Origin of the sequence: Micromonospora sp. NPDC048842 (genome assembly GCF_040649935.1) — a bacterium.
In the GTDB taxonomy this organism is placed as follows: domain Bacteria; phylum Actinomycetota; class Actinomycetes; order Mycobacteriales; family Micromonosporaceae; genus Micromonospora; species Micromonospora hortensis.
Genome location: NZ_JBEZGK010000020.1, coordinates 1 through 26,585, shown reverse-complemented (window position 1 = coordinate 26,585; position 26,585 = coordinate 1). Strand labels below are relative to the sequence as shown.

The following is a 26,585-nucleotide window of genomic DNA, read 5'->3' as shown; positions in this document are numbered from 1 at the left end:
TTTCCCCCCGGCACCGGGTGCCGGCCACACTTCGCAGCAGGGAGTCGACGACGTGAGCGAGCGGACGCAGCAGACGGGCCCGGACCAGAGCCCGGCAACCAAGTCGGGGCGCCGCCTGGCCGCCCAGTTGGCGGAGAAGAAGGCCGCCGACGCGAGGCGCAAGCGCAACGCGTGGGCCAGCGGCCTCGCCGCCGTCGCCGTGGTCGGGGTGCTGATCGGCGTCTTCGTGACGATCGGCGGGGGCGACGACAAGCCCAAGAACCAGGCCGATGCGACCCCGTCCGCCTCCGCCCCGGCCCCCGACGAGGCTGGCGCGCCCCCCGCTCCGCAGCTGCCCGAGGGCTCCGACCCGGCGCTGGGCACCAAGCCGACGGTGACGCCGGGCACCGGTGAGCTCAAGAAGCTCACCGTCACCCCGCTGATCAAGGGCAAGGGTCCGGCAGTGCAGAAGGGCCAGAACATCACCACCAACTACGTGGGGGTGTTCTTCAAGGACGGCAAGGAGTTCGACTCCTCCTGGAAGGCCGGGCAGCCGGCCACCTTCCCGATCGGCGTCGGCCAGGTCATCCCCGGCTGGGACCAGGGTCTGGTCGGGGTGACTGTGGGCAGCCGGGTGCAGCTCGACATCCCGGGCGAGCTGGCGTACGGCAACGACGAGGCCGCCGCCGGTGGACGTCCCACCGGTCCGCTGCGCTTCGTTGTGGACGTGCTCGCCGCCCAGTGACCTGTCCACGTCGTCCCGGTTGTCGCCGGGACGCGATGGAGTTGTTCACATGGGGCTTCCGGCCCGTCACCCTGCGGCAGTAGGTTCGGCGTCACCCCGGGCGGTTCGCCGCCCGGGGTGAGCATCCGGAACCGGGACGCGGAGGTGCATGTGACGGCGCTGGACGAGCCTGGGCGGACTGCCCGGTCGATGTGGTCGTACTTCGAGCCGGTGCACACCGTCACCTATCTGCACCCCCGGGCCCGGGCCGCGTACGAGGCGGTAGGGCTGCGCGGCTACTGGCGCGGTTACTTCGCCGGCCGGGCCGCGCCGCTGGGCGCCGCCGAGGCGGCCCCGGTGATCGCCGCCTTCTTCAACTTCGCACCGCCGATGGTGGCTCGCGCGCTGCCGGCGGTGTGGCGGTTGGCCACCCCGCAGGAGGCGCTGCGCGCCCGTTTGACCGGTGCCGTTCAGGCGCTCGCCGAGCTGACCTACGAGCTTCCGGAGTCGCACCTGGTGGAGGCCGCCGACCTGCTGGAGCGGGCCGCCTCGGCGGCGCAGACCGCGGGCCGGGTTCTCGGCGCTGCCAACGCGGCCCTCCCGGCCGGCGAATACCCACTGGCGCGGCTCTGGCAGGCCGCCACCACGCTGCGCGAGCACCGGGGGGACGGGCACGTGGCGGCGCTGGTGGCCGCCGGCCTGGACCCGGTGGAGACGCTGACCGGGCGGGTCGCGCTGGACGGTTCGTCGCCGCAGTACCTGCTGGGCCGAGGCTGGTCCGAGGACCAGTGGCAGGCCGCCCGCGAGCGGCTCATCGAGCGGGGTTGGCTGACCGGGGGCGGCGCGGCCACCGACCACGCCCGGGCCGAGTTCCAGGCCATCGAGGACGCCACCGACCGCGCCGCCGCGCACCCGTGGCAGGCGCTCGGCGTCCACGACACGGACCGGCTCCGGGAGCTGCTGGAGCCCATCGCCCGGTCCGGTCACACACTGCTTCCCGAGGGCAGCCCGCTCGGTCTGCCCGCGTTGCCCGGCTGACCGGGCACCCACCGGTCGGGCAGGATGGGTCCGTGACTGATGCGGTGGTCTTCGACCTGGACGGCGTGATCGTGGATTCCGAGCCGGTGTGGGAGGAGGTCCGCCGGGCGTACGTGGCGGCGCACGGCGGGACGTGGCAACCGGACACGCAACGCCGACTCATGGGGATGAGCACCGGGGAGTGGGCCCACTACCTCAGCGGAGAGCTGGGCGTCGACCGCACCGCCGAGCAGGTCGCCGTCGAGGTGGTCGAGGAGATGACCCGACGCTACCGGGACCACGTACCCCTCATCGACGGCGCCGATCAGGTCGTCCGCCGGCTGGCCGCGCGGTGGCCGCTCGGGTTGGCCAGCTCGTCGCCGACCCGGCTGATCGAGGCGGCGCTGGCGGCGACCGGCCTGACCGACGCGTTCGGCGCGACCCTCTCCACCGAGCAGACCGAGCGGGGCAAGCCCGCACCGGACGTGTACCTGAGCGTGGCGGAGCGTCTCGGCGTCGACCCGACCCGCTGTGCTGCGGTGGAGGACTCGTCCAACGGGGTGCGTTCCGCCGCGGCGGCGGGGATGCGGGTGGTGGCGGTGCCGCACGGCTCGTACCCGCTCGATCCGGACGCCGCCGGGCTGGCGGCGGCGACGCTGAACGCGATCGGTGAGCTGACCCCGGAGTTGGTGGACGAGCTGGGTTGACAGGGGTCGAGCCGGGTAGAGACCACGGATGAAGGCCATCGTGTACGAGCGCAACGGCGACCCTTCGGTGCTCGATCTGGTCGACCGGCCGGTGCCGGAGCCGGGTGCGGGCGAGGTCCTGGTGCGGATGGCGGTCTCCGGGGTGAACCCGACCGACTGGAAGTCCCGCCGCAACGCCCCGCCTAACGGGTGGCAGATCCCCGGGCAGGACGGCGCGGGGGTGGTCGAGGCTGTCGGCGACGGGGTCGACCCCGACCTGATCGGTGAGCGGGTGTGGGTCTGGGAGGCCGCCTGGCAGCGACAGTGGGGCACAACGGCGGAGTACACGCTGGTGCCGGTCCGGCAGGCGGTACGCCTCGGCGCCGCCCCGTTCGAGCTGGGCGCGGCCCTGGGCATCCCGTTCCTCACCGCGCACCGCTGTCTGACCGCCGGCGAGTTCATGCCGGACACGCTGCGGGCCGGCGCGTTGGCGGATCACACGGTGCTGGTGCAGGGCGGCGCGGGCGCTGTCGGCAACGCCGCGATCCAGCTCGCCCGGTGGGCCGACGCCACTGTGATCGCCACTGTGAGCAGCGCGGAGAAGGCACAGCTCGCGGCCTCGGCAGGCGCTTCCTTCGTGATCAACTATCGGGAGCAGGACGTGGTCGAGGAGGTCCGCAAGATCGCCCCCGACGGGGTGCACACGATCGTGGAGGTCTCCCCCGCCCGCAACGCCTCGGTCGACGTACGGGTGCTGCGGCACGGCGGCGCGGTCTGCATGTACGCCGACAACGGCGGGGACGAGGTGAGCATCCCGATCCGGGCGATGATGGCGCCGAACGCCCGCTGGCAGTTCGTGCTGGTCTACACCGAGCCGAAGGCGGCCAAGGCGCAGGGCGTGAAGGACGTGGCGGCGGCGGCGAGCCAGGGTGGCATCCGGGTCGGCGCGGAAGCCGGTCTGCCGCTGCACTACTACCCGCTGGCGGAGGCGGCCGCTGCGCACCAGGCGGTGGAGGACTCGACTGTGGGCAAGGTGCTCATCACGACCAGCGATGCCTGATCGGGTCGCTGACCACCCGATTTCCCCGTCAGCAGGACAGAAGCGAACAACTTTCGCAACAATGACGGTGCGGGTCACCCCGCGTGGAGCGGGCGGCCCCGGCGCGGTGCGAACGCCGGGGCCGCCCCTGGGGAGGGTTTAGGAGTACTCCCGCCCCAACAGGCGACAGTGCCGGGGAAAACGTTACGGGGCTGTCAGCTCCCGGACAGTCAGCTCACCCTCGGCGTACCGCGAACGGACGACCTTCTTGTCGAACTTGCCGACGCTCGTCTTCGGCACCGTGTCGATGAACGCCCAGCGCTCGGGCAACTGCCAGCGCGCCACCGACCCGGCCAGGAAGTCCCGCAACTCCTCGGCGGTCACCGAAGCGCCCTCCCGGACCACAACCGTGGCCAGCGGACGTTCGTCCCACCGCTCGTCCGGGACCCCCACCACGCACGCCTCCAGCACCGCCGGGTGGGCCATCAGCGCGTTCTCCAACTCCACCGACGAGATCCACTCGCCACCGGACTTGATCACGTCCTTGGCACGGTCGGTCAGGTTGATGTACCCGTCCGGTGAGAGGGTGCCCACGTCGCCGGTCCGCAGCCAGCCGTCGCGGAACTTCTCCTCGTCCGGGGCGTCGTCACCGACGTACCGGGCGGTCACCCACGGCCCTCGGACCTCCAACTCGCCCACCGCCGTGCCGTCGGCGGGCATCGGGTCGCCCGACGGGCCGACGATCCGCGCCTGCACGCCCGCCGGCACCCGCCCCTGGGTGTAGCGGTAGCGCCAGGCCTCATCACCGGTCGCACCGGCCGGCGGACGCGAGACCGACCCCAGCGGAGACATCTCGGTCATTCCCCAGGCGTGGATGACGTCGATTCCGTGCCGCTCGTCGAACGCGTGCATCAGCGCCGGCGGGCACGCCGAGCCTCCGACGATGACCTCACCGAGCGAGGACGTGTCCACGTCGTGGGTGTCCAGGTAGGCCAGCAGGTCGGTCCAGATGGTCGGCACCGCGCCGGCCAGTGTGGGCCGCTCGGCGGCGATCATCTCGGCGATCGGCGCGGCCTGGAGGAACCGGTCCGGCATGATCAGCGACGCGCCGGAGAGGAAGGCCGCGTAGGGCAGGCCCCAGGACATGGCGTGAAACATCGGCACGATGGCCAACTCGCGGTCGGTCGGCCCGAGGCCGAAACCCTCCGGCATGCAGACCTGCAACGAGTGCAGATAGATCGACCGGTGCGAGTAGGCCACGCCCTTCGGGTTGCCAGTGGTGCCCGAGGTGTAGCAGAGCGCGGCGGCGTCGCGCTCGTCCACCTCGGGCCAGTCGTACGTGTCGGGCCGGTCGGCGAGCAACGCGTCCCAGTGATGCACCGTGATCCGGTCGCCGGCCGCCGCCACCAGCGGCGCCGGGTCACCACCGCCGACCACCACGACGTGCCGCACAGTGGTCAGCTCACCGATCACCCGGGCCAGCAGCGGGATGAGCGTGCTGTCGACGAGCACCACCCGGTCCTCGGCGTGGTTGGCGATGTAGACGACCTGGTCGGGGAAGAGCCGGATGTTGAGCGTGTGCAGCACAGCGCCCATGCTCGGCACCGCGAAGTAGGCGATCAGGTGCTCGTTGTTGTTCCACATGAAGGTCGCGACCCGCTCGTCGCCGGTCACCCCGCACTCGTCGCGCAGCCCGTGTGCCAGCCGGGCGGCGGCCCGGCCCACCTCGGCGTACGTCATCCGACGGGGTTCGGCGCCCGTCCAGGTGACCACCTCGGCCGTGCCGTGTACCAGTGCACCGTGGTCGAGGATCCGGGAGATCTGCAGAGGGGCGTCCATCATCGTGCTACGCATGGGTAACAAGCTAGTGTCGGCGGTCACACGTTGGGAACCCCCGTAAGTTGTCGCAGGTGAGCATCTCCTGGGCCGACTCGTACGTGGGGCAGTTGCGCGCGCTCGCCGGGGACCGGACGCTGATGTTCGTCGGCGCCCGTGCCGTGGTCAACGACGACGCCGGACGCATCCTGCTGATCAAACGCTCGGACAACGGCCAGTGGGCCATGCCGGCCGGCGCGATGGAGCTGGGCGAGTCGATCGCCGACTGCGCGGTACGCGAGGTCCGCGAGGAGACCGGGCTGCGCGCGCTGCGGGTCTGCGCGTTCGCCCTCTACACCGGCCCGGACCGGACGAGCACCAACATGTACGGCCACACGTACCAGGTGTTCACGACGGCGTTCAAGGTGGAGGAGTGGGACGGGCAGTTGGCCCGGGTCACCGACGAGACCACCGACGCCGGCTTCTTCCCCCGGGACCGGTTTCCCGCCCCACTCTCCACCTCGGTCATCGAGACCCTTGCCGACCTGGACGTCTTCGAGCAGACGAACCGGCTCATCCTCAAGTAGGGCGGCCCCGGGGTCACCGACCCCGGGGCCGTGCCTCACTGCGGCAGCCGGAGCCCGGCGAAGAACCCTTCCTGGATCCAGTTCGGGTACGCGACGGGCAGCTTGGTGGCCTCGTCCAGCTCGGTGAGGTCCTGCTCGGTCAGCGTGAGATCCGAGGCGGCGATGTTGTCGACCAACTGCTCGTGCTTGCGGGCACCGACGATCACGCTGGTCACGGCCGGTCGGGACAGCAGCCAGGCGACGGCCACCCGGGCCGGGCTCACCTCGTGCCGCTCGGCGACACCCTTGAGCACGTCGACCACTCCGAAGGCGTACTCCGGGTCGAACGGGGTGAAGCTGGCGTAACCGGGCTGGGCGCTCCGCGCGCCACTGTCGGCGACGGCACCGTCCCGGCTGACCTTGCCGGAGAGGAAACCACCGGCGAGCGGGCTCCAGACGGTCAGCCCGACACCCTCGTTGAGCGCCATCGGCACCACGTCGCGCTCCACGTCCCGACCCAGCAGCGAGTAGTACTCCTGCACCGAGACGAACCCGGCCAACTTCTCCCGGGCGGAGATACCCAGCGCCTTGGAGATCTGCCAGGCGGCGAAGTTCGCGGCGCCGATGTAGCGGACCTTGCCCTGCCGGACCGCGTCGTCGAGCGCGCGCAGCATCTCCTCCATGGGAGTGATGTGGTCGAAGTTGTGGATCTGGTACAGGTCGATGTGATCGGTGCCCAGTCGGCGCAGGCTGTCCTCCAGGTTCTGCATGATGTGCAGCCGGGAGGTGCCTACGTCGTTCGGGCCGGGGCCCGTCCGGGAGTGCACCTTCGTCGCCAGTACGACGTCGCGACGCCGCTTGCCGAGCGCCTTGCCGAGCAGCTCCTCGCTCTCGCCGTCGCTGTAGCCGTCGGCGGTGTCGACGAAGTTGACGCCCGCGTCCAGCGCGGTGTCCACCAGCCGCTGCACCTCTGGCAGCGCCAGCCCACCCAGGGTGCCCCAGAGCGGGTGCCCGCTGCCGCCGAAGGTCATCGCGCCGAGCGAGATCTCCGAGACGTACACCCCGGTGGTGCCCAGCAGTCGGTACTTCACGTGTGTTGCTCCTCATGGTGGGTCGGAGGCCGAGGTCAGGCACTCCGTGGTCACTATGTCGGACACTGTGTCCGGCAACGAGCGTACGTCGCCGCCCCGACCCCCGGCCACCTAGGATTCCGGCTATGCCCTCGATCACCCGCCGCCGCCCGCGCAACCCCGACGGACGCGCGGCCGTCGAAGCGCGGGTGCTGGCGGCCACCGAGCGGCTCCTGAAGGAGGGGATCCGCTTCACCGACCTCGGCGTGCAGCGGATCGCCGCCGAGGCCGGCGTGGCGCGGTCGACCTTCTACACCCACTTCCGGGACAAGACCGAACTGCTCATGCGCCTCGCCGGCACCATGCGGGAGAGTTCGTTCGACCGCACCGGCGAATGGGACCCGGGTGGCCCTGGCGACCCGCTCGCTCGGCTCACCGAGGTGTTCGCCGACGTGATCCGGATATACCGGACGTACGCCCCGGTGCTGGCCGCGGTCAGCGAGGTCGCCGCGTACGACGAGGTGGTCCGGGAGTACTGGGCGGCCGGGCTGGAGCGGTTCGTTGCCCGCACAGTCGACGTGCTCCGGATCGAGCAGCAGGCCGGGCGTACCCCCGCCGGCCTGGACGTGACGACGGCCAGCCGGCTGATAGTGGTCGGCGGCGACCGCTTCCTCGCCGACCACGTCAGCACGACCTCGGCCGACCCCGATACCGACGCGGCAGCCGCCCGGGAGTTGGCCGCGACCTGGTGGTACGGCGCCTACCGCCGCCCCGCCTGACCACCCGGGGCTCCGCTGACGCCGACCGCCCCGGAGCGGTCCGGGGCGGTCGGCGTCGAGACGCTCAGATCATCGTCTGGGACTTGGCCTCCATGTCGGCGGCGGCCTCCTCCTTCGACTCGCGGGTCAACGGCTTGCCGCCCGGAGCCGGGGCCTCCCCGCCGAGCGGGTCGGCGCCACCGGTGGCACCCTTCGGGCCGGCACCCCGCAGCTGCGTGTTGGGCAGCGTCAGTGTGACCACCACCGCCACGATCGCGATCAGGCCGGCGGTCAGGAAGACCATGTCCAGCGCGTCGACGAAGGCGCCCTGGATGGCCGCACGCACCGGCCCCGGCAGGGCCAGGATGGTGGCCGGATCGTTGATCGAGATGTTGGCGCCACCACTCGCCGCCACCGCGGCCTGCTCCTGCGGCGGGAGCTGCGCGATCGCGCCGGGCAGCCGGTCGGCGAGCCCGCCGGTCAGCCGGGACGAGAGCACAGTGCCGAGGATCGCCACACCGAACGAACCGCCCAGCGACCGGAAGAACGTCGCCGAGGAGGTGCCGGCACCCAGGTCGCGTACCGAAACCGCGTTCTGTACCGCCAGGATCAGCGACTGCATGCACAGGCCCAGGCCGACGCCGATCACCACCATGTACCCGAACGCCACCCAGAGCGAGGTGGCCACCTCCAACTGGGTGAAGAGGAACATGCCGACCAGGAGCGTCACCGAACCGGCCACCGGGAACCACTTGTAGCGGCCGATCCGGGTCATCGCGCGGCCGGTCAGGATCGAGGTGATGATGATGCCGGCCATCATCGGCAGCATCAGCAGACCGCTGCGTGTCGGCGAGGCACCCTTCACGATCTGCAGGTACAGCGGGATGAAGATGATCGAACCGAACATCACCAGACCGATGATGAGCAGGGCGGAGTTGGCCAACGCGAAGGTGGCGTTCCGGAACAGCCGCAGCGGCAGGATCGGCTCGGCCACCCGGGCCTCCTGGAGGACGAAGAGCACCCCCAGCACCACGCCGGCCACGAAGAGCCCGATGATCACGCCGGAGCCCCAGGCGTACTCGTTGCCGCCCCAGCTCAGCGCGAGCAGCAGCGAACTCACCCCGGCCACCAGCAGGCCGGCGCCGAGCCAGTCGATCGAGTGGTCCCGACGTTCGAACGGGATCAACCGCATCACGTGGTAGCAGACGACGATGGCCAGGATCGCCAGCGGCACGTTGATGTAGAAGATCCACCGCCAGTCGGTCTCCGCGAAGTAACCACCCACCAGCGGCCCGGCGACCGACGAGATCCCGAAGACCGCGCCGAACAGGCCCTGGTACCGACCACGCTCCCGGGGTGACACCACGTCCGAGATGATGGTGAACGCGAGCGTCAGCAGACCACCGGCGCCCAGACCCTGGATACCCCGGGTGACGATCAGCTGGGTCATGTTCTGCGACAGCCCGGCCAGCAACGACCCGAGCAGGAACGTGCCGATCGAGAAGAGGAAGACCGGCCGACGCCCGTACAGGTCGGCCATCTTGCCGTAGAGCGGCGTCGACGCGGTCGAGGCGAGCAGGTACGCGGTGACCACCCAGGAGTAGTGGTTGATCCCGCCCAGCTCGCCCACGATGGTCGGCAGCGCCGTACCGACGATGGTCTGGTCGAGTGCGGCCAGCAGCATGCCGGTCATCAGGCCCAACATGAGCAACCGGATCTGCCGACGGTTCAGCACCGGCGCGTCTGAGGCTTCGGTGGTCATGTGGCCTTCTATCCCGCCACCCGCAGAACATGCGCCGAACCACCAAAAAACCAACCCCGTACCGCACCCGCTCCGCCAGCGTTCCCGCGCTCCCGCCTCCTGGCGTTGATCAAGAGGTTTGCGTCAGGAACGCCGTGCGTCATGACGCAAACCTCTTGATCACCGGGGCAAGGGCCCCGGGGGAGGGTGGCTGGGGTCAGGGGGTGGTGAAGGTTGTGGTTATCGCTGCGCAGAAGGCGGGGAGGTCGTCGGGTTTACGGCTGCTGGTCAGGTTGCCGTCGGTGACGCACTCCTCGTCCACCCAGGTGGCCCCGGCGTTGGTCAGGTCGGTACGCAGTGTCGGCCAGGAGGTGATCCGCCGGCCGCGCACCACGTCCGCCTCGATCAGCGTCCACGGGCCGTGACAGATCACCCCGACGGGCTTGCCCGCGTCGAAGAACGCCTTCACGAACCGCACCGCGTCCGGGTCGCCCCGCAGGAAGTCCGGGTTCGCCACCCCTCCGGGCAGCACCAACGCGTCGTAGCCGGCGGCGTCGGCCTTGTCGACTGTCACGTCCACGTCGTACGTCCTGGAGTGGTCCAGGTGGTTGAAGGACTGGATGGAGCCGGGCTTCAGCGAGACCAGCTCGGCCGTCGCGCCGGCGGTCTCCACCGCCTCGCGTGGCTGGACGTACTCGACCTCCTCGACGCCGTCGGCGGCCAGGAAGGCGATCCGCTTGCCCTGCAATGTCGCTGCCATCTCGGTACATCTCCTTTCCGGGGTACCTCAATTCCCTTCCCGACACCGAACGTCCGAAACGGCCCATCCGGGCACGGAGGGCATGCCGGTGACGTAGCCACAGGTCAGACACCGCGCAGGTTTGTCCGCCAGGCCGCTGGGGACCCGGGGAGGCATGGCAGGAGCAGCAGCGGAGCAGCGCCGGTTCGCCACCGTCGTGGAGAGCTGGCTCGGACGCCCAGTCCTGATCGTTGGCGACGCCATGTTGGACGAATGGCGGTTCGCCGACTCCGACCGGCTCTGCCGGGAGGCGCCCGCCCCGGTCCTGACCCTGCGTCGGCGGATCTCCGCCGCCGGTGGGGCCGCGAACACCGCCGTCAACGTCGCCGCCCTCGGCGGCCGGGCTGTGTTGGTGGCACCGGTCGGTGCCGACGTCGCCGGGGACGAACTGCACGACTGCCTGGACCGCGCGAGCGTCTGGGACCGCACCGTCAACCAGCCCGGGCGACCCACACCGGTCAAGCGGCGGATGTTGGCCGGCAACCAGATCCTGCTGCGTGAGGACTCCGGCGACCCGGAGGACGCCCTGGACCACGACGGGGTGAGCCGGCTGCTCACCGCCCTGAGCTGCGCCACCGAAGAGTTGCGCGCCGCCGCCGGTGGGGAGGCCCCGACCCTGGTGGTCTGCGACTACGGCCTGGGCGCGCTGCCCGCGCCGGTCCGCGCGTGGCTGGTCGAGAACCGCCAGCGGTACGCCACAGTCGCGCTGGACGCCCACGACCTGGCCGACTGGCGGGGCCTCGCGCCGACAGTGGTCACCCCCAGCTTCGCCGAGGCGACCCGACTGTTGGCCCGCGCGGGCGGTACGACCCGACCGACCGGCGGGACCGAACTGCACCTGGAACACCCGGACGGCGAACCCGTCGACGGACCATCCGAGATGACAGCTGGCGCGGCCCCGGGGGCGGTACGCGCCGAGGACACCGCCGTCGAATTGACCCGGGCCGACCGCCCAGGGCCGGTCGGCGAGCCCACCCCGGGCGAGGGACGGGTCGCCCTCACCGGTGACGGGCTCAGCGTCACCGGCACCGGCGTAACGGTGAACACCCGGGCCGGAGAGGGCGTCGACCGTGCCGTCTTGGCCAAGTCGCGGCTGGCCGAACTGCGTGCGCACACCGGTGCCGACGTGGTCGCGGTGACCCTGGACACCGAGGGCGCCGTGGTCGGCGGCGCCGACGGGGAGCCACGACGCAGCCACAGCACTCCGGTGCCGGCGAGCCACGCCGTGGGTGCCGGCGACGCGTACCTGGCGGCGATGACGTTGGCCCTGGCCGCCGACGCGCCCCTGCCCACCGCCGCCCAACTTGCCCAACTCGCGGCCACCATCACCGTGTCGGACACCGGCACCTGCGTGTGCCGACGGGACGACCTGCTCGCCGCGTTGGACCAGCCGACCGACACCACGAGCCACCCCGCGCTGGTCGGCGGCGACGAGTTGGACGCGATCGTCGCCGAGTACCGCGAGGCGGGACGGTCGGTGGTCTTCACCAACGGCTGCTTCGACGTGCTGCATCGCGGGCATGTGCGCTACCTGGAGCAGGCCCGCGCGTTGGGTGACCTGCTCATCGTGGCGGTCAACTCGGATGGCAGCGTACGACGGCTGAAGGGCCCGGACCGGCCGGTCAACCCGGTCGAGGACCGAGGGGCCCTGCTCGCCGCGCTCGCCTGCGTGGACCACGTGGTGGTCTTCGAGGAGGACTCACCGGCCGCGCTGATCGAGGCGGTCCGACCGGACGTGTACGTCAAGGGCGGCGACTATCCGCCGGAGCTGGTGCCGGAGGCGCCGCTGGTGCGCCGGCTGGGCGGCCAGGTGCGCACCCTGGGGTACGTGCCGGACCGGTCCACCTCCGCGATCATCGAGCGGATCCGGTCGCACAGCCAGGACCCGTCGCCACACATCGACGACCGGGAACCGGACCCGTCGCTGCCCACCCGCACCCAGGCGTCGTGAACCGCCCCCTCGACCTCGGCACCCCGGAGGAGTTCCGCGCCGACCGGCTGGTGGACGTGCTGATTCCGACCCGGAACCGGCCCGCCGAGCTGGCCGTCACCCTGGGCGGGCTCGCCGCCCAGGACGGGGTACCCGGCTTCGGCGTGGTCGTCAGCGACCAGTCGGACGGGGAACCGGCGTACACGCACCCGGCCGCGGCCACAATGGTCCGGGCGCTGCGCCACAGGGGCCACCCGGTGCTGCTGACCCGCCGGCTGCCCCGACGAGGGTTGGCCGAACACCGGGCGTACCTGCTCGCCGCCTCGGCTGCCCGGTACGTCCTCAGCCTCGACGACGACATCTGGCTGGAACCGGGCGCGCTGCACCGACTGGTCACCGCGATCGGTGAGCTGGGCTGCGGGTTCGTCGGCAACGGAGTGCACGGGCTCTCGTACACCGATGACGTGCGGCCGGAATCGCACTGTCACTACGAGGAGTGGGCCGGGCCGCCCACACCGGAGCGGATCCGACCCGACACTCCGGAGTGGAACCGGGCCCGAATCCACTCGGCCGCGAACCTGCTGCACATCACCGAGCAGTTGGCGCTGCCTCCGGGCGCGTGGCGGGCGTACAAGGTCTCCTGGATCGGCGGGTGCGTGCTCTACGACCGGGCCAAGCTCGTCGACGCCGGCGGCTTCGACTTCTGGCGTCGGGTGCAGGAGAAGCACCAGGGCGAGGACGTGGCCGCGCAGCTCGCCGTGTTGTCCCGCCACGGCGGCGCGGGCATCCTGCCCAGCGGCGCGTACCACCTGGAGTCCCCCACCACTGTCACCGACCGGGACGTGGAGGCGTGGGAGGTAGTCCTCGCCGAGGAGGACACCCCGCAGCCGGCCTGAACTACCGGGTGAGCAACTCCCGGGCGGCTTCCAGCACCTCGATCACCGGTACGTCGGTCACGAACGAGTCCCGATGCGGGCAGTCGCCGTCGCCGGGCCGGTGCGGATAGATGCCCGGTGTGCAGTCGACCCCGCAGACCGGGCAGTGCACAGTCCACGAGCTGATCGGCCGATGCCGGGCCCGCAGCGGGCTGGCCCCGTTGATCAGGTTTCCGACCCAGAAGATGCCCACGGTGGGCGTGCCCACCGCGGCGGCCAGGTGCAGCGGGCCGGTGTCGTTCGAGACGACCAACGCGCAGTCGGCGTAGCAGCCGACCAGCCCGCCCAGGCTGAGCGTGCCCACCTGTGGGCGCACCGGCACCTGCGCCGCGGCGACGACCCGGTCCACCACCTCCTGCTCGGAGGGCGTTCCGGTGACCAGCACCTCGTAGCCGTCCTCGTGCAGCGCCCGGGCCACCTCGGCGAAGCGCTCGGCGGGCCAGCGGCGGCGGGTGTCGGTGGCACCCGGATGCAACGCCACCCGGGGACGGCTTGCCGGGCCGAGCACCCGGGCGGCCTCGGCCCGGTCGGCGTCGGTCACCGCCAACGTCGGCGTGATGGTGATGGCCGGCGCTCCCGCCAGCGCCACCACCTCCAGGTAGCGGATCACCTCATGCTGGTAGTAGACGTAGCGCAGCCACCGGTCCAGCGGCGGCGCGTCGTCGGCGCGCAGGCCCACCGTCAACCGGGCACCGAGCCGACTGATCAACGGGTTGGAGTTCGCACCCCCGCCGTGGATCTGCACCGCCAGGTCGAACTCCGCACCGGCGGCAGCGGCCACGAAGTCGTCGATCGACGACTCTGGCTCGCCCGGCTCCGGCGTACGGATGCCGGCAGCCGGCGGCACCACCAGTACCCGGTCCACCGGGCCGGGCCGGTCGCGCCAGAGCTTCGCGTGCCACGGCGCCCCGAGCAGCACGATCTCCGCCGAGGGGTACGCGCTCCGCAGCGCGTCCAGCGCGGGCAGGGCGAAGATGAAGTCACCGAGCGCGTTGGCGCGCAGCACGGCGATCCGCCGCACGTCGGGAAGGCGCTCGGCGGTCGGGCCGAGCACGGACGAGGTGACCATCCGGCCCGCTACGGCCGGTCGATCTCGCCGGCGGTGTCCGGGCGGTGCAACTCCCGGTCCGCTGCGGGATCGGCCGGCATCGACGTACCAGTGGAAAGGTCGCCGGAGCGCGGCCCGGTGCGGCCGACGGTGATGGTGCGCGGCGCGGGCCGGGTCGCCCGCGGCAGCCGAACCCGGAGCAGGCCGTGGTCCATCACCGCGTCGATGGTGTCCGGGTCGACCCGCGCCGGCAGGTTGACCCGGTATTCGAAGCCGCGCGTCTCGAAGCCTCCGGGGATGCCGTGGTCGGCGTTGACCTCCGCCTCCGAGCGGGCCCGCACGCACAACTCGCGGTCGTCCAACTCGACGGCCACCTCCTCCGGCGCCACTCCGGGCAACCGGACGACGACCTCCCAGCCGTCCGAGGTCTCGGTCAACTCGACGTCGGACGCCCCGCCGCGACCACCGACCAGGCGACTCAACTCGGAGCGCAGCGACTGCAACTCCCCCATCGGGTCCCAGCCCTGCTGCCGGCCGCCGCGCCACCCCCGGCCGAAGCCGCCAAACTGCTGCTCGCTCATCACACCTCTCCGATCCGCTGGGTGGCCGTCGGCGGCCGTAGTGAGCTGGGCGCATCCAGGCCGGCGTCACTGTCGACGCCCACACCGAGCCGGTCGACCAGCTCACCACCGAGCCAGGCGCTGATGCCGAGAATCGCCAGCGCGACCACCTCGATGGCGACCAGTGCCCCGCCGGCGGCCCGGGAATCAGCATTGAGCCGCACCGCCCACACGGCGGCGAAGAGCAGGATCACCGCGACGTTGGCGCCCGCGTGCAGCAGACCCACCCGCTTCGCGCGGGTGCCGGTCGGGATCGCCAGCAGGTCGAACGTGCCGGCCGCCGCGGCGAGCAGGCCGCCGATCAGGCCGACGGTGATGTTCCAGTACGCGACCTCGCCGAGGAAGTCGGGACCGCCGACGGTGTCCACCACGTCGAACAGCACAGCCGTGGCCAGCAGCGCGACCGGGAACATCACCAGCATCGGATGGACTGGGTGACCCAGCACCTTGAGTCGGCTCTCCATCTCCCGGCCTCCACTGGTCGGCGTCCTGCGGAACGGTCTCGTGCGGCGAGCGCGTCGGGTGAGGCCGTACCCCCGGCAACCAGGCACAAACCTCGCGCTGGTCACGGCGGCCTAGGCTGACGACGGTGGTGCCCGCCACCGGGTCAACGGCTGAGGGAGGACCAACGTGACGGTGGAGATCACCTCGCACGAGGAGTTGCGCGCGCTTCTCGGCGTGCCGAACGCGCGGGCCGCCACCAAGGAACGCACGCGGCTGCACGAGCGGGACCGCGAGTGGCTCGGTGCCTCGCCGTTCTGTCTGATGGCCACGGCCGGCGCGGACGGCAGCTGCGACGTCTCGCCCAAGGGCGACCCGGCCGGGTTCGCCCTGGTGCTGGACGACACGACCATCGCGCTGCCCGAGCGGCCCGGCAACAAGCGGGCCGACGGCTACCGCAACATCCTCGACAACCCGCACATCGGGTTGCTCTTCCTGATCCCCGGACGGACCGACACGCTGCGGATCAACGGGCGGGCCCGCCTGGTCAGCGACGCGCCCTGGTTCGACGACATGGTGGTCAAGGGGCACCGGCCGGTGCTCGCCGTGGTGGTGGAGATCGAGCAGATCTTCTACCACTGCGCGAAGGCGTTCCTGCGGTCCGCGCTGTGGCGGCCGGAGACCTGGCAGCCCGAGGCACTGCCGTCCCGGGCACGCCTTATCAAGGAGGTCGAGGCACCGACGGAGAGCCTCGAAGACCTGGAACGGCACTACGGCCACGCGTACGCCACGAAGATCTACGTCTGATCCCGCTGCACGACCGGAAGGGCTCGATTGTCACGGCGTTGGCTGGAGTACCCACTTGATCGTGCTTGAGAAGGCGTAACGCTCCGCCCGCCCACTTATGGTGCGGTGAGCCGGCAGCGCCGCGGCCGCGGCGATGTCGTCGCGAGCGACATGTCCGTTGAATGACACTCACCGATGACGCTCGCATGCCTACGCTGGACCCCCACGGGAGGGGGTCCAATGAGGACGAACTGGCCTGGGTCGCACCCCGTCATCCGCAGGGCCGGCCGCTTCTGGGTCGCTCGTGCCTCAGCCTGGCAGCTGGTGACGGTGCTGGTCCTTTTCGTCGCGACCGTCTCGGCGGCCTTCACCGTTGCCGCGATGCTCACCGCCGGCCCCGAGCCGACCGACCGTGGCGGACCGAAAGGTTTCCCGCAGACCTGGCTGGCGACCGCTCGGTCGCTCCTCGGTGCGGAGGACTTTCCCCGGCAGAACGGGAACACCTGGCACGAATTCCTCGCCACACTGGCGAGCCTTCTCGGCGCGGTCACCCCGGCCGCGATCATCGGCATCGTCATGATCCGGATCTTCGCCACCGAATTCTTCACCTGGCGGTCCAAGGGAAGTCTGTCCAGCCTCGCCGAGCTGCGCTCGGACACCGCCGGGCCGGTGCAGGTCAGCACGGACGGGATCATCGCGATCCGTTTCTACAAGAAGATCCACGGCGTCGCGCTGAGCGACATCCGGGCACGGGCCTACCTGGCCTTCCGTTCCACGTCGCTCATCGACGGCAGCACCTTCTTCAAACGCGAGCAGCTCCAGGTGCTCAGCCCGGAGGCCACCGAGGTGGAGGAACGGGTGTGGCCTCGGGTCGACTCGTGCATGCCGCTGACCCTCTGGATCCCGCTCAAGGCGCCTCTGCGCGACGGGCGGGCGACGAGTGTGCAGGGCCGGCAGCTCGACAGCCGCACCTACCACATCTTCGTGGTGGTGGAAGCCAGGGTCGCCGGGTTGAACATCAGCGTCCACGACCAGCACAGCTATGCGCTGGGCAAGGATTTCCACGAGGGTAGGGCGGTGCCGATCGAACCGGACCTGACCCGACGGCCTCGCGACTGGCGCGGCTGGGATCGCTTCGACGAGCCGGCGACGTACGGGATCTTCGCGTACGGCTCACTGGTCGCGCCCGAAACGGTCAGCGACCTGCTCGGTCGGCCCGCTCGGGAGGGCGTCGACTACTGCCGGGCCACCCTGAACGGCTGGCGCCGGACGTGGAGTGTCTGCACCGACAACACCGGACCGGGCCGTATCCGCTACCAGGACCTGGCGAGCGGCGACGAACCCGAAATCCAGGTGCTGTTCCTCAATGCCGAGCCGGACGCGGCTGCGCCGGCAGCTCTCGACGGAATCCTGATCCTGGTACGGGGAGAGCAACTCATCGAACTGGACAAACGTGAGGGCAACTACCACCGCACGGTGCTCACCACCGGGCTTTCGGTGCCGGCCGACACCGTGGTGCCCGACGTCGTGTGGATCTACACCGGGCGGCAGGAACAGGTGGACCGGGCACGCCAGGGCATCGTGATGGGCACCGCGCGGATCCGGCAGGAGTATCTGGACAGCGTCTGCAAAGCACACGCGCGGCACAAGGGCCTGCTGGAGAACCTGGAGCGGTATACCAGCGCTCCGCCGGGTGTCTCGGTGGTCAGCCTCCGCCGGATCGAATTGCCGGCGACGGAAGCAGCCCCACCCCAGCAGCGCAAACCGGGCTGAGGCGGATGGCATCGTTCAGGCGGACCAGCCGACCCGATTGCCGAACGACTCCCGGGAGATCCCGGAGCCGGTCTCCGGCCACGAACCGAACCGGTCGTTGTGCAGGTGCGCGAAGAAGTAGCACATGCCTTCGCAGTCGGCGTCCAGCAGCGCCATCGCGGGGTCGGCGAGGACCGCATCGTAGTACGACCGCCCCAGGGCCACGATGAAACCTCGGGCGTAGAGGAAGCCGTCGTCCGACCCGTCGGTCACCTCGTGGATGTCCTCCCGATCGATGTCGTACAGCTTGCGCTCCACCACCCGGTCGAGATCCGTCAACTCCTGCCCGGTCAGCTCGGCGGTCAGTTGCCCGAGGTGGTCCAGGAAGGCATCAAGCCAGGCTTCGATCGCGTAGGGCGGGCCGTCATCGCCGTCGTCGCCGGCGGGGTCGCGCTCGACGAGGGCCTGCCGCAGCGCCAAGGGCTCGGCGCCCAACTCGGCCCAGGCCGCCTCGATGAGCGCCCACAGCCGGGCCTCGTCAGCGGGGGTGGGTAGCGTTCCAGGGGCATCGGTGGTCACGGTCACCCTCGGAACATATCGACCACCGCCGACAGTTTCAGGACTTCGAATCGGCGGACACCATCCACAAGTGGCCGTCCGGGTCCGCGAAGACACCCGCGTACGCCCAGGGTTGGTCTGTCGCCTCGGTGATGACCTCGGCGCCGGCAGCGCGCGCCCGCTCGACGAGCGCATCCACTTCGGTCGGCGAAGCGATACCAAGATTGAACAGGCACTCGCTCTGGCCCCTCGGGGCGACCTCGTGCCGGCCGATCACCCAACCGAAGCCACCGGTCGGGATGAGCATCAGCCGCAGCCCGTCGTTGATGACGAACTGCAACGGTTCCGGGATGCCGTCGTCGGCCAACTCACCCACCGCGTCGAGGCCGAGTCCGTCGCGATAGAAGCGGTAGGAGGTGGCCCGGTCGGCGATGGGCAAACTCACGATCACCGGCGCAAAAGTCATGGGTGGACGCCTCCAAACTGTCGGTCCGGCACGGTCAGGCATCAGTGTGTCGCTGAATTAGCGTTGGACTCGTGACCGTAGACGATTGGTTGACAGCGACTCGCACCTCCTACGACACGGTCGCGGTCAGCTACGCGCACCTGGTACGTGACCTCCTGGCGGAGGCACCGTACGAACGAGCCGCCCTCGCATCGTTCGCCGAACTCGTACAGGGTGCCGGCGGCGGGCCGGTCGCGGACGTGGGCTGCGGCACGGGTCGAATCACCGCCTACCTGCACACGCTCGGCGTCGACGCCTTCGGGATCGATCTCTCGCCCGGAATGATCGACGTGGCCCGCCGTGACCACCCGGAGCTGAGGTTCGAGGTCGGCTCGATGACCGACCTCGAACTGGCCGACGGCTCGGTCGCCGGACTGGTCGCCTGGTACTCCCTCATCCACATCCCCGACGACGAGGTCGGCGTCGTGTTGGCCCACTTCCGGCGGGTGGTGCGCCCCGGTGGCCCGCTGCTGCTCGGCTTCCACGTGGGCGACGGAACGACAGTCAAGACCGAGGGCTACGGCGGGCACCCGATGAACGTGCGCGTCCATCGTCGGCAACCAACCCAGGTGGCGGCTTGGCTACGCAAGAGCGGCTTCACTGTCGACTCGCAGACGACAGTCGCCTCGGCGGAGAGCCGGCTCGGCGGCATCCTCGTCGGACGACGGGAGCCCTGATCGCCCGTTGTCAATTCTTCCTCGTCATAGTCAGCCTAAATTGCGTACAGTGTTAGCAGTATTCGACGTCGAATGAGGCGACTGATGACGGACGACGTGCGGCCCGTCTGGGTGCTCGGTGGTGGTGGAGTGGCTGGCATCGCCTGGGAGGTCGGCATCCTCACCGGGCTCGCGGACGAGGGAGTGACGGTGGCTCCCTCGGCTGTCGTCATCGGCACCAGCTCCGGTGCCGTTGTCGGCGCCCAACTCGGCAGCGGCACCCCCCTCGCGGAACTCTTCGAGCGCCAGCGCGGCGGCGTCGCCCACGAAACCTCACCCGCACTGGGCCCTCTCCACCTGCTTCGGCTCGCGCGGGCACAACTGTTCGCGCGCAGCCCCGAGCAGGCCGCTCGCCGCCTCGGCCGACTCGCCCTCGGCGCACGCATCGACGACCCGTCCCGGCAGCGCCGGATTGCCGAAGCCCGCCTGCCCAACCACTCCTGGCCGAACGACATGGGCCTTCGCATCGTGGTCGTCGACACCGAGACCGGCGCCAGCCGCACCATCACCCGGCACGACGGCGTCCCCCTGGTGGACGCCGTCGCCGCGAGCTGCGCCATGCCGATCTCCGCGGCCCCGGTCAGCATCGGCGACCGCCGCTACATGGACGGCGGCATGCGGTCGACAGTCAACCTCGACCTCGCCCCCGGAAGCGGCCCCGTCATCGCCCTCGCGCCGAGCACCGCCGCGATCGGACCCTGGGCACGCATCGACAAGCAGCGAGCCGCGCTGGGAACCGGTCGCCGGGTGGAGTTGCTGCTCCGGGACCCGGCCTCCAAACGAGCGCAGGGGACCAGCGTGATGGACCGATCCGTCGTGCCCGCACTCGTGGCCGCAGCCCGCGATCAGGGCCGACGCGAGGCGTCCCGGGTGGCCGCCGCACTCGCGGAGACAATGCCAGGGCGAGAAGCACGAGGCTGACACCCCCCAGGCCTCCGCGTGCCGTCCTCCGTACCGGCCGGCGCGGTGGCGGTTTTCCGCACGGACGCCGCCGCCTACCGCAGTCCAACCCAAGGCCCCGACAAACCTTCGGGTCGTGGCGGTCATTCACCGTCGAACGTGACAAGTCTTTGGATCAGCGGTCCACAACGCGATGGCCAGGCTTTATGCCCTCTATCGCAAATAAGTTCCGCCTTCTCCTAAATGCACCCAGATCCCACCAAAACCCCTCTCGACCGATCAATCAGTCGAATACGCTACGACTCGCCCATTGAACGACGCCAGGTGACTAGCAGGTAGCCCTGGGTGCATCGGGTGGCTCTGGAGGGGTCATGAGTAACAACCGACGGCTGCGACGCAGCCGGAACCATGGCCGGGCCGCTTCAGGGCTCAGCTCCGCCCTACTGGTGGTCGGGATGACCGGTGGGCCCGTAGCCGCAGCGCAGCCGGTGGAAACGAAGCCGTCCGCACAGGACGCACACATCGGTACGCCCGGTCCACTGGGCCAGCACGGCGGGTTCTGGTCAACAGTCAGCCAAGACGGCGACGGACCCGGCGATTCGTGGGACCAGTACCCCGATGGGCAGAAGGACTACGGTCCGCAGGGCTGGCAGAGCCCCTGGGGTGGCCACGACAAGGACAAGGGCGACTACCCGCACGACAAGCATGGCGCTCAAGGCCCCCAGGGTGCCCAGGGCGACGCAGGAGCTCAAGGTGCTACCGGAGCCCAAGGTGCACAGGGCGACGCGGGCGCTCAAGGCGCTACCGGCGCGCAGGGCTTCCAAGGCACTACCGGCGCTCAGGGCGATGCAGGCGCTCAAGGCGCTACCGGCGCGCAGGGCGACGCGGGCGCTCAAGGTGCCACCGGCGCTCAGGGCGATGCAGGAGCCCAAGGCGCGACCGGAGCCCAAGGCCCGCAAGGCGACGCGGGCGCACAAGGTGCTCAAGGCTTCCAAGGCGCCACCGGCGCTCAGGGCGACGCAGGCGCTCAAGGTGCCACCGGCGCTCAAGGTGCCACCGGCGCTCAGGGCGCTCAGGGCGACGCAGGCGCTCAAGGTGCCACCGGCGCTCAGGGCGCTCAGGGCGACGCAGGCGCCCAAGGTGCCACCGGCGCTCAGGGCCCGCAAGGCGACGCAGGCGCCCAAGGCGCGACCGGAGCCCAAGGCCCGCAAGGCGACGCAGGCGCCCAAGGCGCGACCGGAGCCCAAGGCCCGCAAGGCGACGCGGGCGCCCAAGGTGCTCAAGGCTTCCAAGGCGCCACCGGCGCTCAGGGCGACGCAGGCGCTCAAGGCGCCACCGGCGCTCAAGGCCCGCAAGGCGACGCGGGTGCACAAGGTGCTCAAGGCTTCCAAGGCGCCACCGGCGCTCAGGGCGACGCAGGCGCTCAAGGCGCCACCGGCGCTCAGGGCGACGCAGGCGCTCAAGGCGCCACCGGCGCTCAGGGCGACGCAGGCGCTCAAGGCGCCACCGGCGCTCAAGGCCCGCAAGGCGACGCGGGCGCACAAGGTGCTCAAGGCTTCCAAGGCGCCACCGGCGCTCAGGGACCGCAGGGCGACGCAGGCGCACAAGGCGCCACCGGCGCTCAGGGACCGCAGGGCGACGCAGGCGCACAAGGCGCCATCGGCGCTCAGGGACCGCAGGGCGACGCAGGCGCCACCGGCGCCCAAGGCCCACAAGGCGACGCAGGGGCCCAAGGCGCCACCGGCGCACAAGGCCCGCAAGGCGACACAGGCGCACAAGGCGTCCAAGGCTTCCAAGGCTTCCAAGGCGCCACCGGCGCCCAGGGCGCGCAAGGCGACGCAGGAGCGCAAGGCTTCCAAGGCGCTCAAGGTGCTCAGGGGGACGCAGGCGCCCAGGGCGCGACCGGTGCCCAGGGTTTCCAGGGCGCCCAAGGTGCACAGGGGGCCCAGGGAGACACGGGGGCGCAGGGACTTCAGGGGGTGCCAGGACCGCAGGGCGCCACGGGCGCCCAAGGCACGCAGGGCGTGGCTGGCAACGGAATCCAGGCCGCTTACATTCAGGGCCCGCTGACCGTGATCGCAGACACCCCTGTCGATTTCGGCTGCGAGCCTGGAGACATTGCTGTCGGAACCGGCTATCAACTCTCGGGTGCAGGCGTCAACCCGGTGCTCATCCAGCCGCTCACCACCAGCGGCTACCAGTTCACCTTCACCGGCGGGGGCGCCGATATCTGGGTCTCCTGCATTTCACTCGCCACACCGCTGATGTTGGGGGCTCCGTCCAACACGTCGGGCCGGGCGACGTCCAACAGTAGCGAGGCCAACCGGCCGAACAGCAGGTCGAACAGCCCCGTTACGGTCGAGGAGGAGTAATGAACATGCGTCAGATATTCGGGTCGCTCGCCTGCGGCGCGGTCCTGCTGACCGGAGTCACGGCATGCAGCAGCGACAAGCCTGCCGAGAAGCCGCAGACGAACAACGCCGGCAGCACCGACAAGACGAACGGCGGCACCGAAACGCCGGCTGATCTGCTCAAGCTCGGTCTTGAGCAGGGCCAGGCCGGTAACTTCGACGCGGCGAAGGCCACCTTCGAGAAACTGCTGGACGCCGAGGCCGACAACAAGTTCGCCTGGTTCAACCTGGGCTACATCGCCCAGTCCCGCAACCAGGCCGACGAGGCGATCAGCAACTACGACAAGGCGCTGGAGGCCGACGCCAACTACAAGCCGGCCCTCTACAACAAGGCCATCGTCCTGGAAGGTAGGGCACCGACCACGGCGATAGACATCTATCGCAAGATCGTGTCGATCGACAACAAGGCGTCGACCGCCTACCTGCGACTGGGCATGATGCTGTCCCAGTCCGGTGAGGACGCGACAGCGCGGGACGCGTTCAAGACGGCGATCCGTCTGGACAAGGGGCTCACCTCAGCGGTTCCAGCAAAGTACCGCCCGACCCCTACCTCTAAGTCCTCGACTCCAGCGGGTAGGTGATTGGCTCCATGCGCACACCTCGCGTAACGGTCTTCACTGGAAGCAACCGCACCCGCTTCATCGACGAGTGCTTCGAATCGCTCGTTGCGCAGACCTTCGTCGACTGGGAATGGGTGGTCGTCCTGAATCAGGGGTCGCGTTGGCGGCCCGAGAGGCATGACGACCGTATCCGGCTCATTGTCCAGGACAACCTGAACGGCGTCGGTGCCGTGAAGGGGTACGCCTGCGCCGAGGCCGCCGGTGACATCCTGGTCGAGCTTGACGACGACGACCTGCTCAGCAGCGACTGCCTGCAAGAGATCGTCGACGCCTTCGACGCCAACCCGGAGGTGGGGTTCGTCTACAGCGACACCGCGCAGATCCAGGAGGACGGCGGCCGCTCTGAGGACCGTTTCGCGAGTTCGTTCGGCTGGCGGCACTACGACGACAAGGTGGACGGCCGCGAGGTGCTGGTCTGCCGGGCGTTGCCGCCGACGCCACACAACGTTAGCTACATCTGGTACGCACCGAACCACGTACGGGCATTCCGTCGGGACATCTACGAGAAGGTCGGCGGGTACGACGAGTCGCTCGACGTTGCGGACGATGCCGACCTCATGGCTCGGATGTACCAGGTGAGCGAGTTCCATCACATTCAGAAGTGCCTGTACCTCCAACGCATGCATGCCAAGAACACGCAGCGCATCCCAGATGTCAACGCTCGCATCCAGCAGCGCACGGTGGAGATCTACGACCGGAACATTCAACACAACGTGCTGGCCTGGTCACGTCGGCAGGGACTTCTGGCCCTCGACCTGGGCTCCGCGCACAACAAGCCGGAAGGGTATCTCGGGCTGGATTACCACGACGGGTCGGGTGTGGACATTGTCTGCGACATCAGAAAAGGTGTCGACCTGCCGGACAACAGCGTCGGAGTCATTCGGGCGGTGGACTTCCTGGAACACATCCCGGACAAGATCGCGCTGTTCAACGAGCTGTACCGACTGCTCGCACCGAACGGGATGCTGTTGTCGCTGACCCCCAGCACCGACGGTCGAGGCGCCTACCAGGACCCAACACACGTGGCGTTTTACAACGAGAACTCCTTCTGGTACTTCACGGACGCCAGATATTCGCGGTTCGTACCTGAAATCGAATGCCGATTCCAGGCGTCGCGGCTGGTCACGTACTTCCCGAGTGAATGGCACAAGGCGCACAACATCCCGTACGTTTCGGCGAATCTGATAGCAATCAAGGACGACGCCGTGCGCAACGGCGGCCTGTTGAACATCTGATATCGGGCGGACACTGACGGACGGCGTCCGCCGCTCAGGCGATCCCGGTCGGCTCCACGGGTACCGCCGTTGCCCCGAGCGACAGGTCGTCGGGCACCGACGCGGTCTTCCACTACGTACTGTCTTCTTGTGGTCGACACTGATGAGGCGGTCCAGATCGCGATGCGATTCCTGGCCGGCCGCCTCGCCGAGCGTCAAGATCTGCGCGAACCGCCGAGCGTGCAGGATGCGACCATCGAGCAGGTGACGACAGCGACCGGGTGCGGCTTTGCCACGTCGTGAGTTTTGGGTGGCCGCTGCGGGTGGCTGTCGATCAGGAAACGGGCGACGCCGACATGCTGCGGTAGGAACGATCTGGTGCGACCGCTGCTATGTGCGGAGGAAGTGTGTGAGGTCGCCGGCAAAGTGGGTCAGCTCCTCCCCTGCTTCGAGGACGAAGACCGCTCTGGCGGACCAGGCCGTGTCGTCCCAGTCGGGGCCGGCAGCTCGAAGAGTCACCCCCAGTGACACGTGGCCTCGACCGTCGTGCCGAGCGTCGATCACGAGCTGGCGTTCCATCGATGTCCAGGTACGGGTGCCGCTCCAACCCTCCCAGTCGGCCGCGAGCCTCTCCACGAACCCGGGCAGCGTCGAGTCCGCAGGCTCGTACAGCCCATCGATCTTGGCAATCGTCGATGCTGTCATGCCCAGCTCGTGCAACTCCGTCGCGATCGTGTAGACGTAGCCGTCGCCGTACGGATCTTGCGGAGGATGAACAAGCCAGCGCTGGTCGTCAGACCTCTGAAGGACGAACGGTTCGCTCATAGTGACTCGCATTATGCCCATGTCGGCGGTGGCCCGGCCTCCCGGCTGAGCCAGGGACATCTTGTCTGCAAGCCCTGTGCGTCGCGTCCGCACCCGTCCAGCAACGGCTGCGCTCTCGGAATAGAAAAGGCCCAGGTCATGATCGGCGATCAAGCCGGTGACCTGGGCCTTTCAGTGGAGCCGCCTGACGGAATCGAACCGTCGACCTACGCATTACGAGTCGGCTGCCCGGCGCTGGTTCGCCGCCTAGTCCTCGCGCTACACCTGGTGTCCGGGTTCGTCATCGTCCGTCGACGATCGCTGGTTCGGCTGCTCGCTTGGCTGCTCGGCCTTCAACCGCAGGTGATGCTCGCTCAGCACGTCAATCGCCTCTGTCAGGCTGCAGCCGAACTGCTCGCGGATCACTGCAAGCGCTTGTATGTTGCGCCCGGCCCGAATCAGCTCGTCGAGGTTCTGGTTGTCCACCTGACCAGGATCCCCGACGCCTTAACTGCCCGGAACAGCCACGGGCCGGGCTGACGCCTCGCTTACAAGCTCTGTGCAGCGCGTCCGCCCTCGTCCGGGAACGGCCGCACGCTCGGAGCCTCGTCCATGCCAGCCCACGTCAGCGTGCCGCCGTCCGGCGCGGTTGCTGTCATCGCTGCTGTCGACAGCCATTCGGCCGGCGACCCGCGCCGACCCCCGTCGGAGGGAGAGTGACCTGACCTAGCAGCGAGTGTGTGCCGTGCCGCGTGGGTCAGACGTAGCGGTCGTGCTGTCAAGCACGATTGAGATTCGCCATGTGGCACGGCGCTCGCTGACGACCCGCTGACTTTCGGATGACGCACTGCGGGCGGTCCCCCGCGCGGTCCGCACCGTCGGCGGTGACATCGTCCTGGCCACCACCGCCGCGCACCACCAAGTCCTCCTCGCCGACGCCTGATGGTCCCGCCCCGGGGCACCCTTCGGGCTGCACGATCAAGACGTCCTCACCGACCTGAAGGTGATACGCGCCCGCAGACTGCTCGCGTCACTGACCGTGAACAACGAGGCGTGCCCGTTACCTTTTTGATCGTCCCCAGCCGGGGACCCTCGGTCGCCCGGCCCGGTATGACTTCCTGCCCCTGTCGTTCGGATGATCCGGGGGGTGT

The 26,585-nt window shown here is 69.8% G+C and carries 28 protein-coding genes; 17 read left to right on the top strand and 11 right to left on the bottom strand.

Annotation, left to right across the window (positions count from 1 at the left end):
- Positions 1-52 precede the first annotated feature (52 nt).
- From AB0C19_RS24550 to AB0C19_RS24535, 4 genes are all read left to right on the top strand, one after another.
- Positions 53-724, top strand: a complete 672-nt coding sequence (locus AB0C19_RS24550; RefSeq protein WP_357188982.1) for an FKBP-type peptidyl-prolyl cis-trans isomerase — start codon at positions 53-55, stop codon at positions 722-724.
- A 189-nt stretch (positions 725-913) separates the two neighbouring features.
- A complete protein-coding gene (locus AB0C19_RS24545) occupies positions 914-1,741 on the top strand; it encodes a hypothetical protein (protein ID WP_357189179.1) in 828 nt (275 codons plus the stop codon).
- Between the two features lie 32 nt (positions 1,742-1,773).
- On the top strand, positions 1,774-2,427 hold the full coding sequence (locus tag AB0C19_RS24540; RefSeq protein WP_357188979.1) for an HAD family phosphatase: 654 nt from the start codon (positions 1,774-1,776) through the stop codon (positions 2,425-2,427).
- A 28-nt stretch (positions 2,428-2,455) separates the two neighbouring features.
- The gene (locus tag AB0C19_RS24535; RefSeq protein WP_357188976.1) at positions 2,456-3,466 is read left to right on the top strand and encodes an NADPH:quinone reductase; all 1,011 of its coding nucleotides are present in this window, start codon (positions 2,456-2,458) and stop codon (positions 3,464-3,466) included.
- Between the two features lie 183 nt (positions 3,467-3,649).
- Here the strand turns inward: AB0C19_RS24535 and AB0C19_RS24530 are convergent, their stop codons facing one another.
- On the bottom strand, positions 3,650-5,284 hold the full coding sequence (locus AB0C19_RS24530; RefSeq protein ID WP_357189177.1) for a fatty acid--CoA ligase: 1,635 nt from the start codon (positions 5,282-5,284) through the stop codon (positions 3,650-3,652).
- 71 nt (positions 5,285-5,355) lie between these two features.
- Here AB0C19_RS24530 and AB0C19_RS24525 point away from each other — a divergent pair, with 71 nt between their 5' ends.
- Positions 5,356-5,847 carry an NUDIX domain-containing protein gene (locus tag AB0C19_RS24525; protein ID WP_357188973.1) on the top strand — a complete coding sequence of 164 codons (492 nt, stop codon included), beginning with the start codon at positions 5,356-5,358 and terminating at the stop codon, positions 5,845-5,847.
- Between the two features lie 35 nt (positions 5,848-5,882).
- Here AB0C19_RS24525 and AB0C19_RS24520 read toward each other — a convergent pair whose 3' ends face one another.
- Positions 5,883-6,917: an aldo/keto reductase gene (locus AB0C19_RS24520; protein WP_357188971.1), complete on the bottom strand. Its 1,035-nt coding sequence runs from the start codon at positions 6,915-6,917 to the stop codon at positions 5,883-5,885.
- A 125-nt stretch (positions 6,918-7,042) separates the two neighbouring features.
- On the opposite strand from AB0C19_RS24520, the gene AB0C19_RS24515 reads away from it, so the two are divergent.
- Positions 7,043-7,675: a TetR/AcrR family transcriptional regulator gene (locus tag AB0C19_RS24515; RefSeq protein ID WP_357188968.1), complete on the top strand. Its 633-nt coding sequence runs from the start codon at positions 7,043-7,045 to the stop codon at positions 7,673-7,675.
- 64 nt (positions 7,676-7,739) lie between these two features.
- On the opposite strand, the gene AB0C19_RS24510 is transcribed toward AB0C19_RS24515, so the two are convergent.
- Together AB0C19_RS24510 and AB0C19_RS24505 are read right to left on the bottom strand one after the other, a co-directional pair.
- Positions 7,740-9,416, bottom strand: coding sequence for an MDR family MFS transporter (locus AB0C19_RS24510; RefSeq protein WP_357188965.1), 1,677 nt, complete (start codon positions 9,414-9,416; stop codon positions 7,740-7,742).
- Between the two features lie 196 nt (positions 9,417-9,612).
- On the bottom strand, positions 9,613-10,155 hold the full coding sequence (locus AB0C19_RS24505; protein WP_357188962.1) for a type 1 glutamine amidotransferase domain-containing protein: 543 nt from the start codon (positions 10,153-10,155) through the stop codon (positions 9,613-9,615).
- A gap of 154 nt (positions 10,156-10,309) precedes the next feature.
- On the opposite strand from AB0C19_RS24505, the gene rfaE2 reads away from it, so the two are divergent.
- Positions 10,310-12,145, top strand: coding sequence for a D-glycero-beta-D-manno-heptose 1-phosphate adenylyltransferase (rfaE2, locus tag AB0C19_RS24500; RefSeq protein ID WP_357188960.1), 1,836 nt, complete (start codon positions 10,310-10,312; stop codon positions 12,143-12,145).
- Entirely contained in the window at positions 12,142-13,020 is an 879-nt protein-coding gene (locus AB0C19_RS24495) for a glycosyltransferase (RefSeq protein WP_357188958.1), read from the top strand. Before rfaE2 ends, AB0C19_RS24495 begins: the two co-directional genes overlap by 4 nt.
- Before the next feature lies 1 nt (position 13,021).
- Here AB0C19_RS24495 and AB0C19_RS24490 read toward each other — a convergent pair whose 3' ends face one another.
- From AB0C19_RS24490 to AB0C19_RS24480, 3 genes are read right to left on the bottom strand one after another with little or no spacing between them, the layout of a single operon-like run.
- Entirely contained in the window at positions 13,022-14,128 is a 1,107-nt protein-coding gene (locus AB0C19_RS24490; protein ID WP_357188956.1) for a glycosyltransferase family 9 protein, read from the bottom strand.
- 8 nt (positions 14,129-14,136) lie between these two features.
- The gene (locus AB0C19_RS24485) at positions 14,137-14,688 is read right to left on the bottom strand and encodes an Hsp20/alpha crystallin family protein (RefSeq protein ID WP_357188954.1); all 552 of its coding nucleotides are present in this window, start codon (positions 14,686-14,688) and stop codon (positions 14,137-14,139) included.
- Positions 14,688-15,191: a DUF2231 domain-containing protein gene (locus AB0C19_RS24480; RefSeq protein WP_210783963.1), complete on the bottom strand. Its 504-nt coding sequence runs from the start codon at positions 15,189-15,191 to the stop codon at positions 14,688-14,690. Before AB0C19_RS24480 ends, AB0C19_RS24485 begins: the two co-directional genes overlap by 1 nt.
- A 166-nt stretch (positions 15,192-15,357) precedes the next feature.
- Between AB0C19_RS24480 and AB0C19_RS24475 the strand changes: the two genes are divergently transcribed.
- The gene (locus AB0C19_RS24475) at positions 15,358-15,975 is read left to right on the top strand and encodes a pyridoxamine 5'-phosphate oxidase family protein (RefSeq protein ID WP_357188951.1); all 618 of its coding nucleotides are present in this window, start codon (positions 15,358-15,360) and stop codon (positions 15,973-15,975) included.
- 303 nt (positions 15,976-16,278) lie between these two features.
- Positions 16,279-17,727, top strand: coding sequence for a hypothetical protein (locus AB0C19_RS24470; protein WP_357188949.1), 1,449 nt, complete (start codon positions 16,279-16,281; stop codon positions 17,725-17,727).
- 15 nt (positions 17,728-17,742) lie between these two features.
- Here AB0C19_RS24470 and AB0C19_RS24465 read toward each other — a convergent pair whose 3' ends face one another.
- Both AB0C19_RS24465 and AB0C19_RS24460 read right to left on the bottom strand, forming a co-directional pair.
- Positions 17,743-18,291 (bottom strand): DUF4240 domain-containing protein, encoded by a 549-nt coding sequence (locus tag AB0C19_RS24465; RefSeq protein ID WP_357188947.1) that lies wholly within the window; start codon positions 18,289-18,291, stop codon positions 17,743-17,745.
- A gap of 31 nt (positions 18,292-18,322) precedes the next feature.
- Positions 18,323-18,730, bottom strand: a complete 408-nt coding sequence (locus AB0C19_RS24460; RefSeq protein ID WP_357188945.1) for a VOC family protein — start codon at positions 18,728-18,730, stop codon at positions 18,323-18,325.
- Between the two features lie 71 nt (positions 18,731-18,801).
- On the opposite strand from AB0C19_RS24460, the gene AB0C19_RS24455 reads away from it, so the two are divergent.
- From AB0C19_RS24455 to AB0C19_RS24425, 7 genes are all read left to right on the top strand, one after another.
- Positions 18,802-19,446 (top strand): class I SAM-dependent methyltransferase, encoded by a 645-nt coding sequence (locus AB0C19_RS24455; protein ID WP_357188943.1) that lies wholly within the window; start codon positions 18,802-18,804, stop codon positions 19,444-19,446.
- 84 nt (positions 19,447-19,530) lie between these two features.
- Entirely contained in the window at positions 19,531-20,406 is an 876-nt protein-coding gene (locus AB0C19_RS24450; RefSeq protein WP_357188941.1) for a patatin-like phospholipase family protein, read from the top strand.
- Between the two features lie 684 nt (positions 20,407-21,090).
- Complete coding sequence (locus AB0C19_RS24445; RefSeq protein ID WP_357188939.1) at positions 21,091-22,455, top strand: hypothetical protein; 1,365 nt, start codon at positions 21,091-21,093, stop codon at positions 22,453-22,455.
- Positions 22,410-22,757 (top strand): hypothetical protein, encoded by a 348-nt coding sequence (locus AB0C19_RS24440; RefSeq protein WP_238687486.1) that lies wholly within the window; start codon positions 22,410-22,412, stop codon positions 22,755-22,757. The genes AB0C19_RS24445 and AB0C19_RS24440 overlap by 46 nt, the downstream gene beginning before the upstream one ends.
- On the top strand, positions 22,757-23,377 hold the full coding sequence (locus AB0C19_RS24435; RefSeq protein ID WP_357188937.1) for a tetratricopeptide repeat protein: 621 nt from the start codon (positions 22,757-22,759) through the stop codon (positions 23,375-23,377). The genes AB0C19_RS24440 and AB0C19_RS24435 overlap by 1 nt, the downstream gene beginning before the upstream one ends.
- A gap of 8 nt (positions 23,378-23,385) precedes the next feature.
- Complete coding sequence (locus AB0C19_RS24430; RefSeq protein ID WP_357188935.1) at positions 23,386-24,651, top strand: glycosyltransferase; 1,266 nt, start codon at positions 23,386-23,388, stop codon at positions 24,649-24,651.
- A gap of 129 nt (positions 24,652-24,780) precedes the next feature.
- Positions 24,781-24,933 carry a hypothetical protein gene (locus AB0C19_RS24425; RefSeq protein WP_357188933.1) on the top strand — a complete coding sequence of 51 codons (153 nt, stop codon included), beginning with the start codon at positions 24,781-24,783 and terminating at the stop codon, positions 24,931-24,933.
- Positions 24,934-25,020: 87 nt separating this feature from the next.
- On the opposite strand, the gene AB0C19_RS24420 is transcribed toward AB0C19_RS24425, so the two are convergent.
- Both AB0C19_RS24420 and AB0C19_RS24415 read right to left on the bottom strand, forming a co-directional pair.
- Positions 25,021-25,515, bottom strand: a complete 495-nt coding sequence (locus AB0C19_RS24420; protein WP_357188932.1) for a DUF6228 family protein — start codon at positions 25,513-25,515, stop codon at positions 25,021-25,023.
- A gap of 198 nt (positions 25,516-25,713) precedes the next feature.
- Positions 25,714-25,920, bottom strand: a complete 207-nt coding sequence (locus AB0C19_RS24415) for a hypothetical protein (RefSeq protein ID WP_357188930.1) — start codon at positions 25,918-25,920, stop codon at positions 25,714-25,716.
- Between the last annotated feature and the right edge of the window lie 665 nt (positions 25,921-26,585).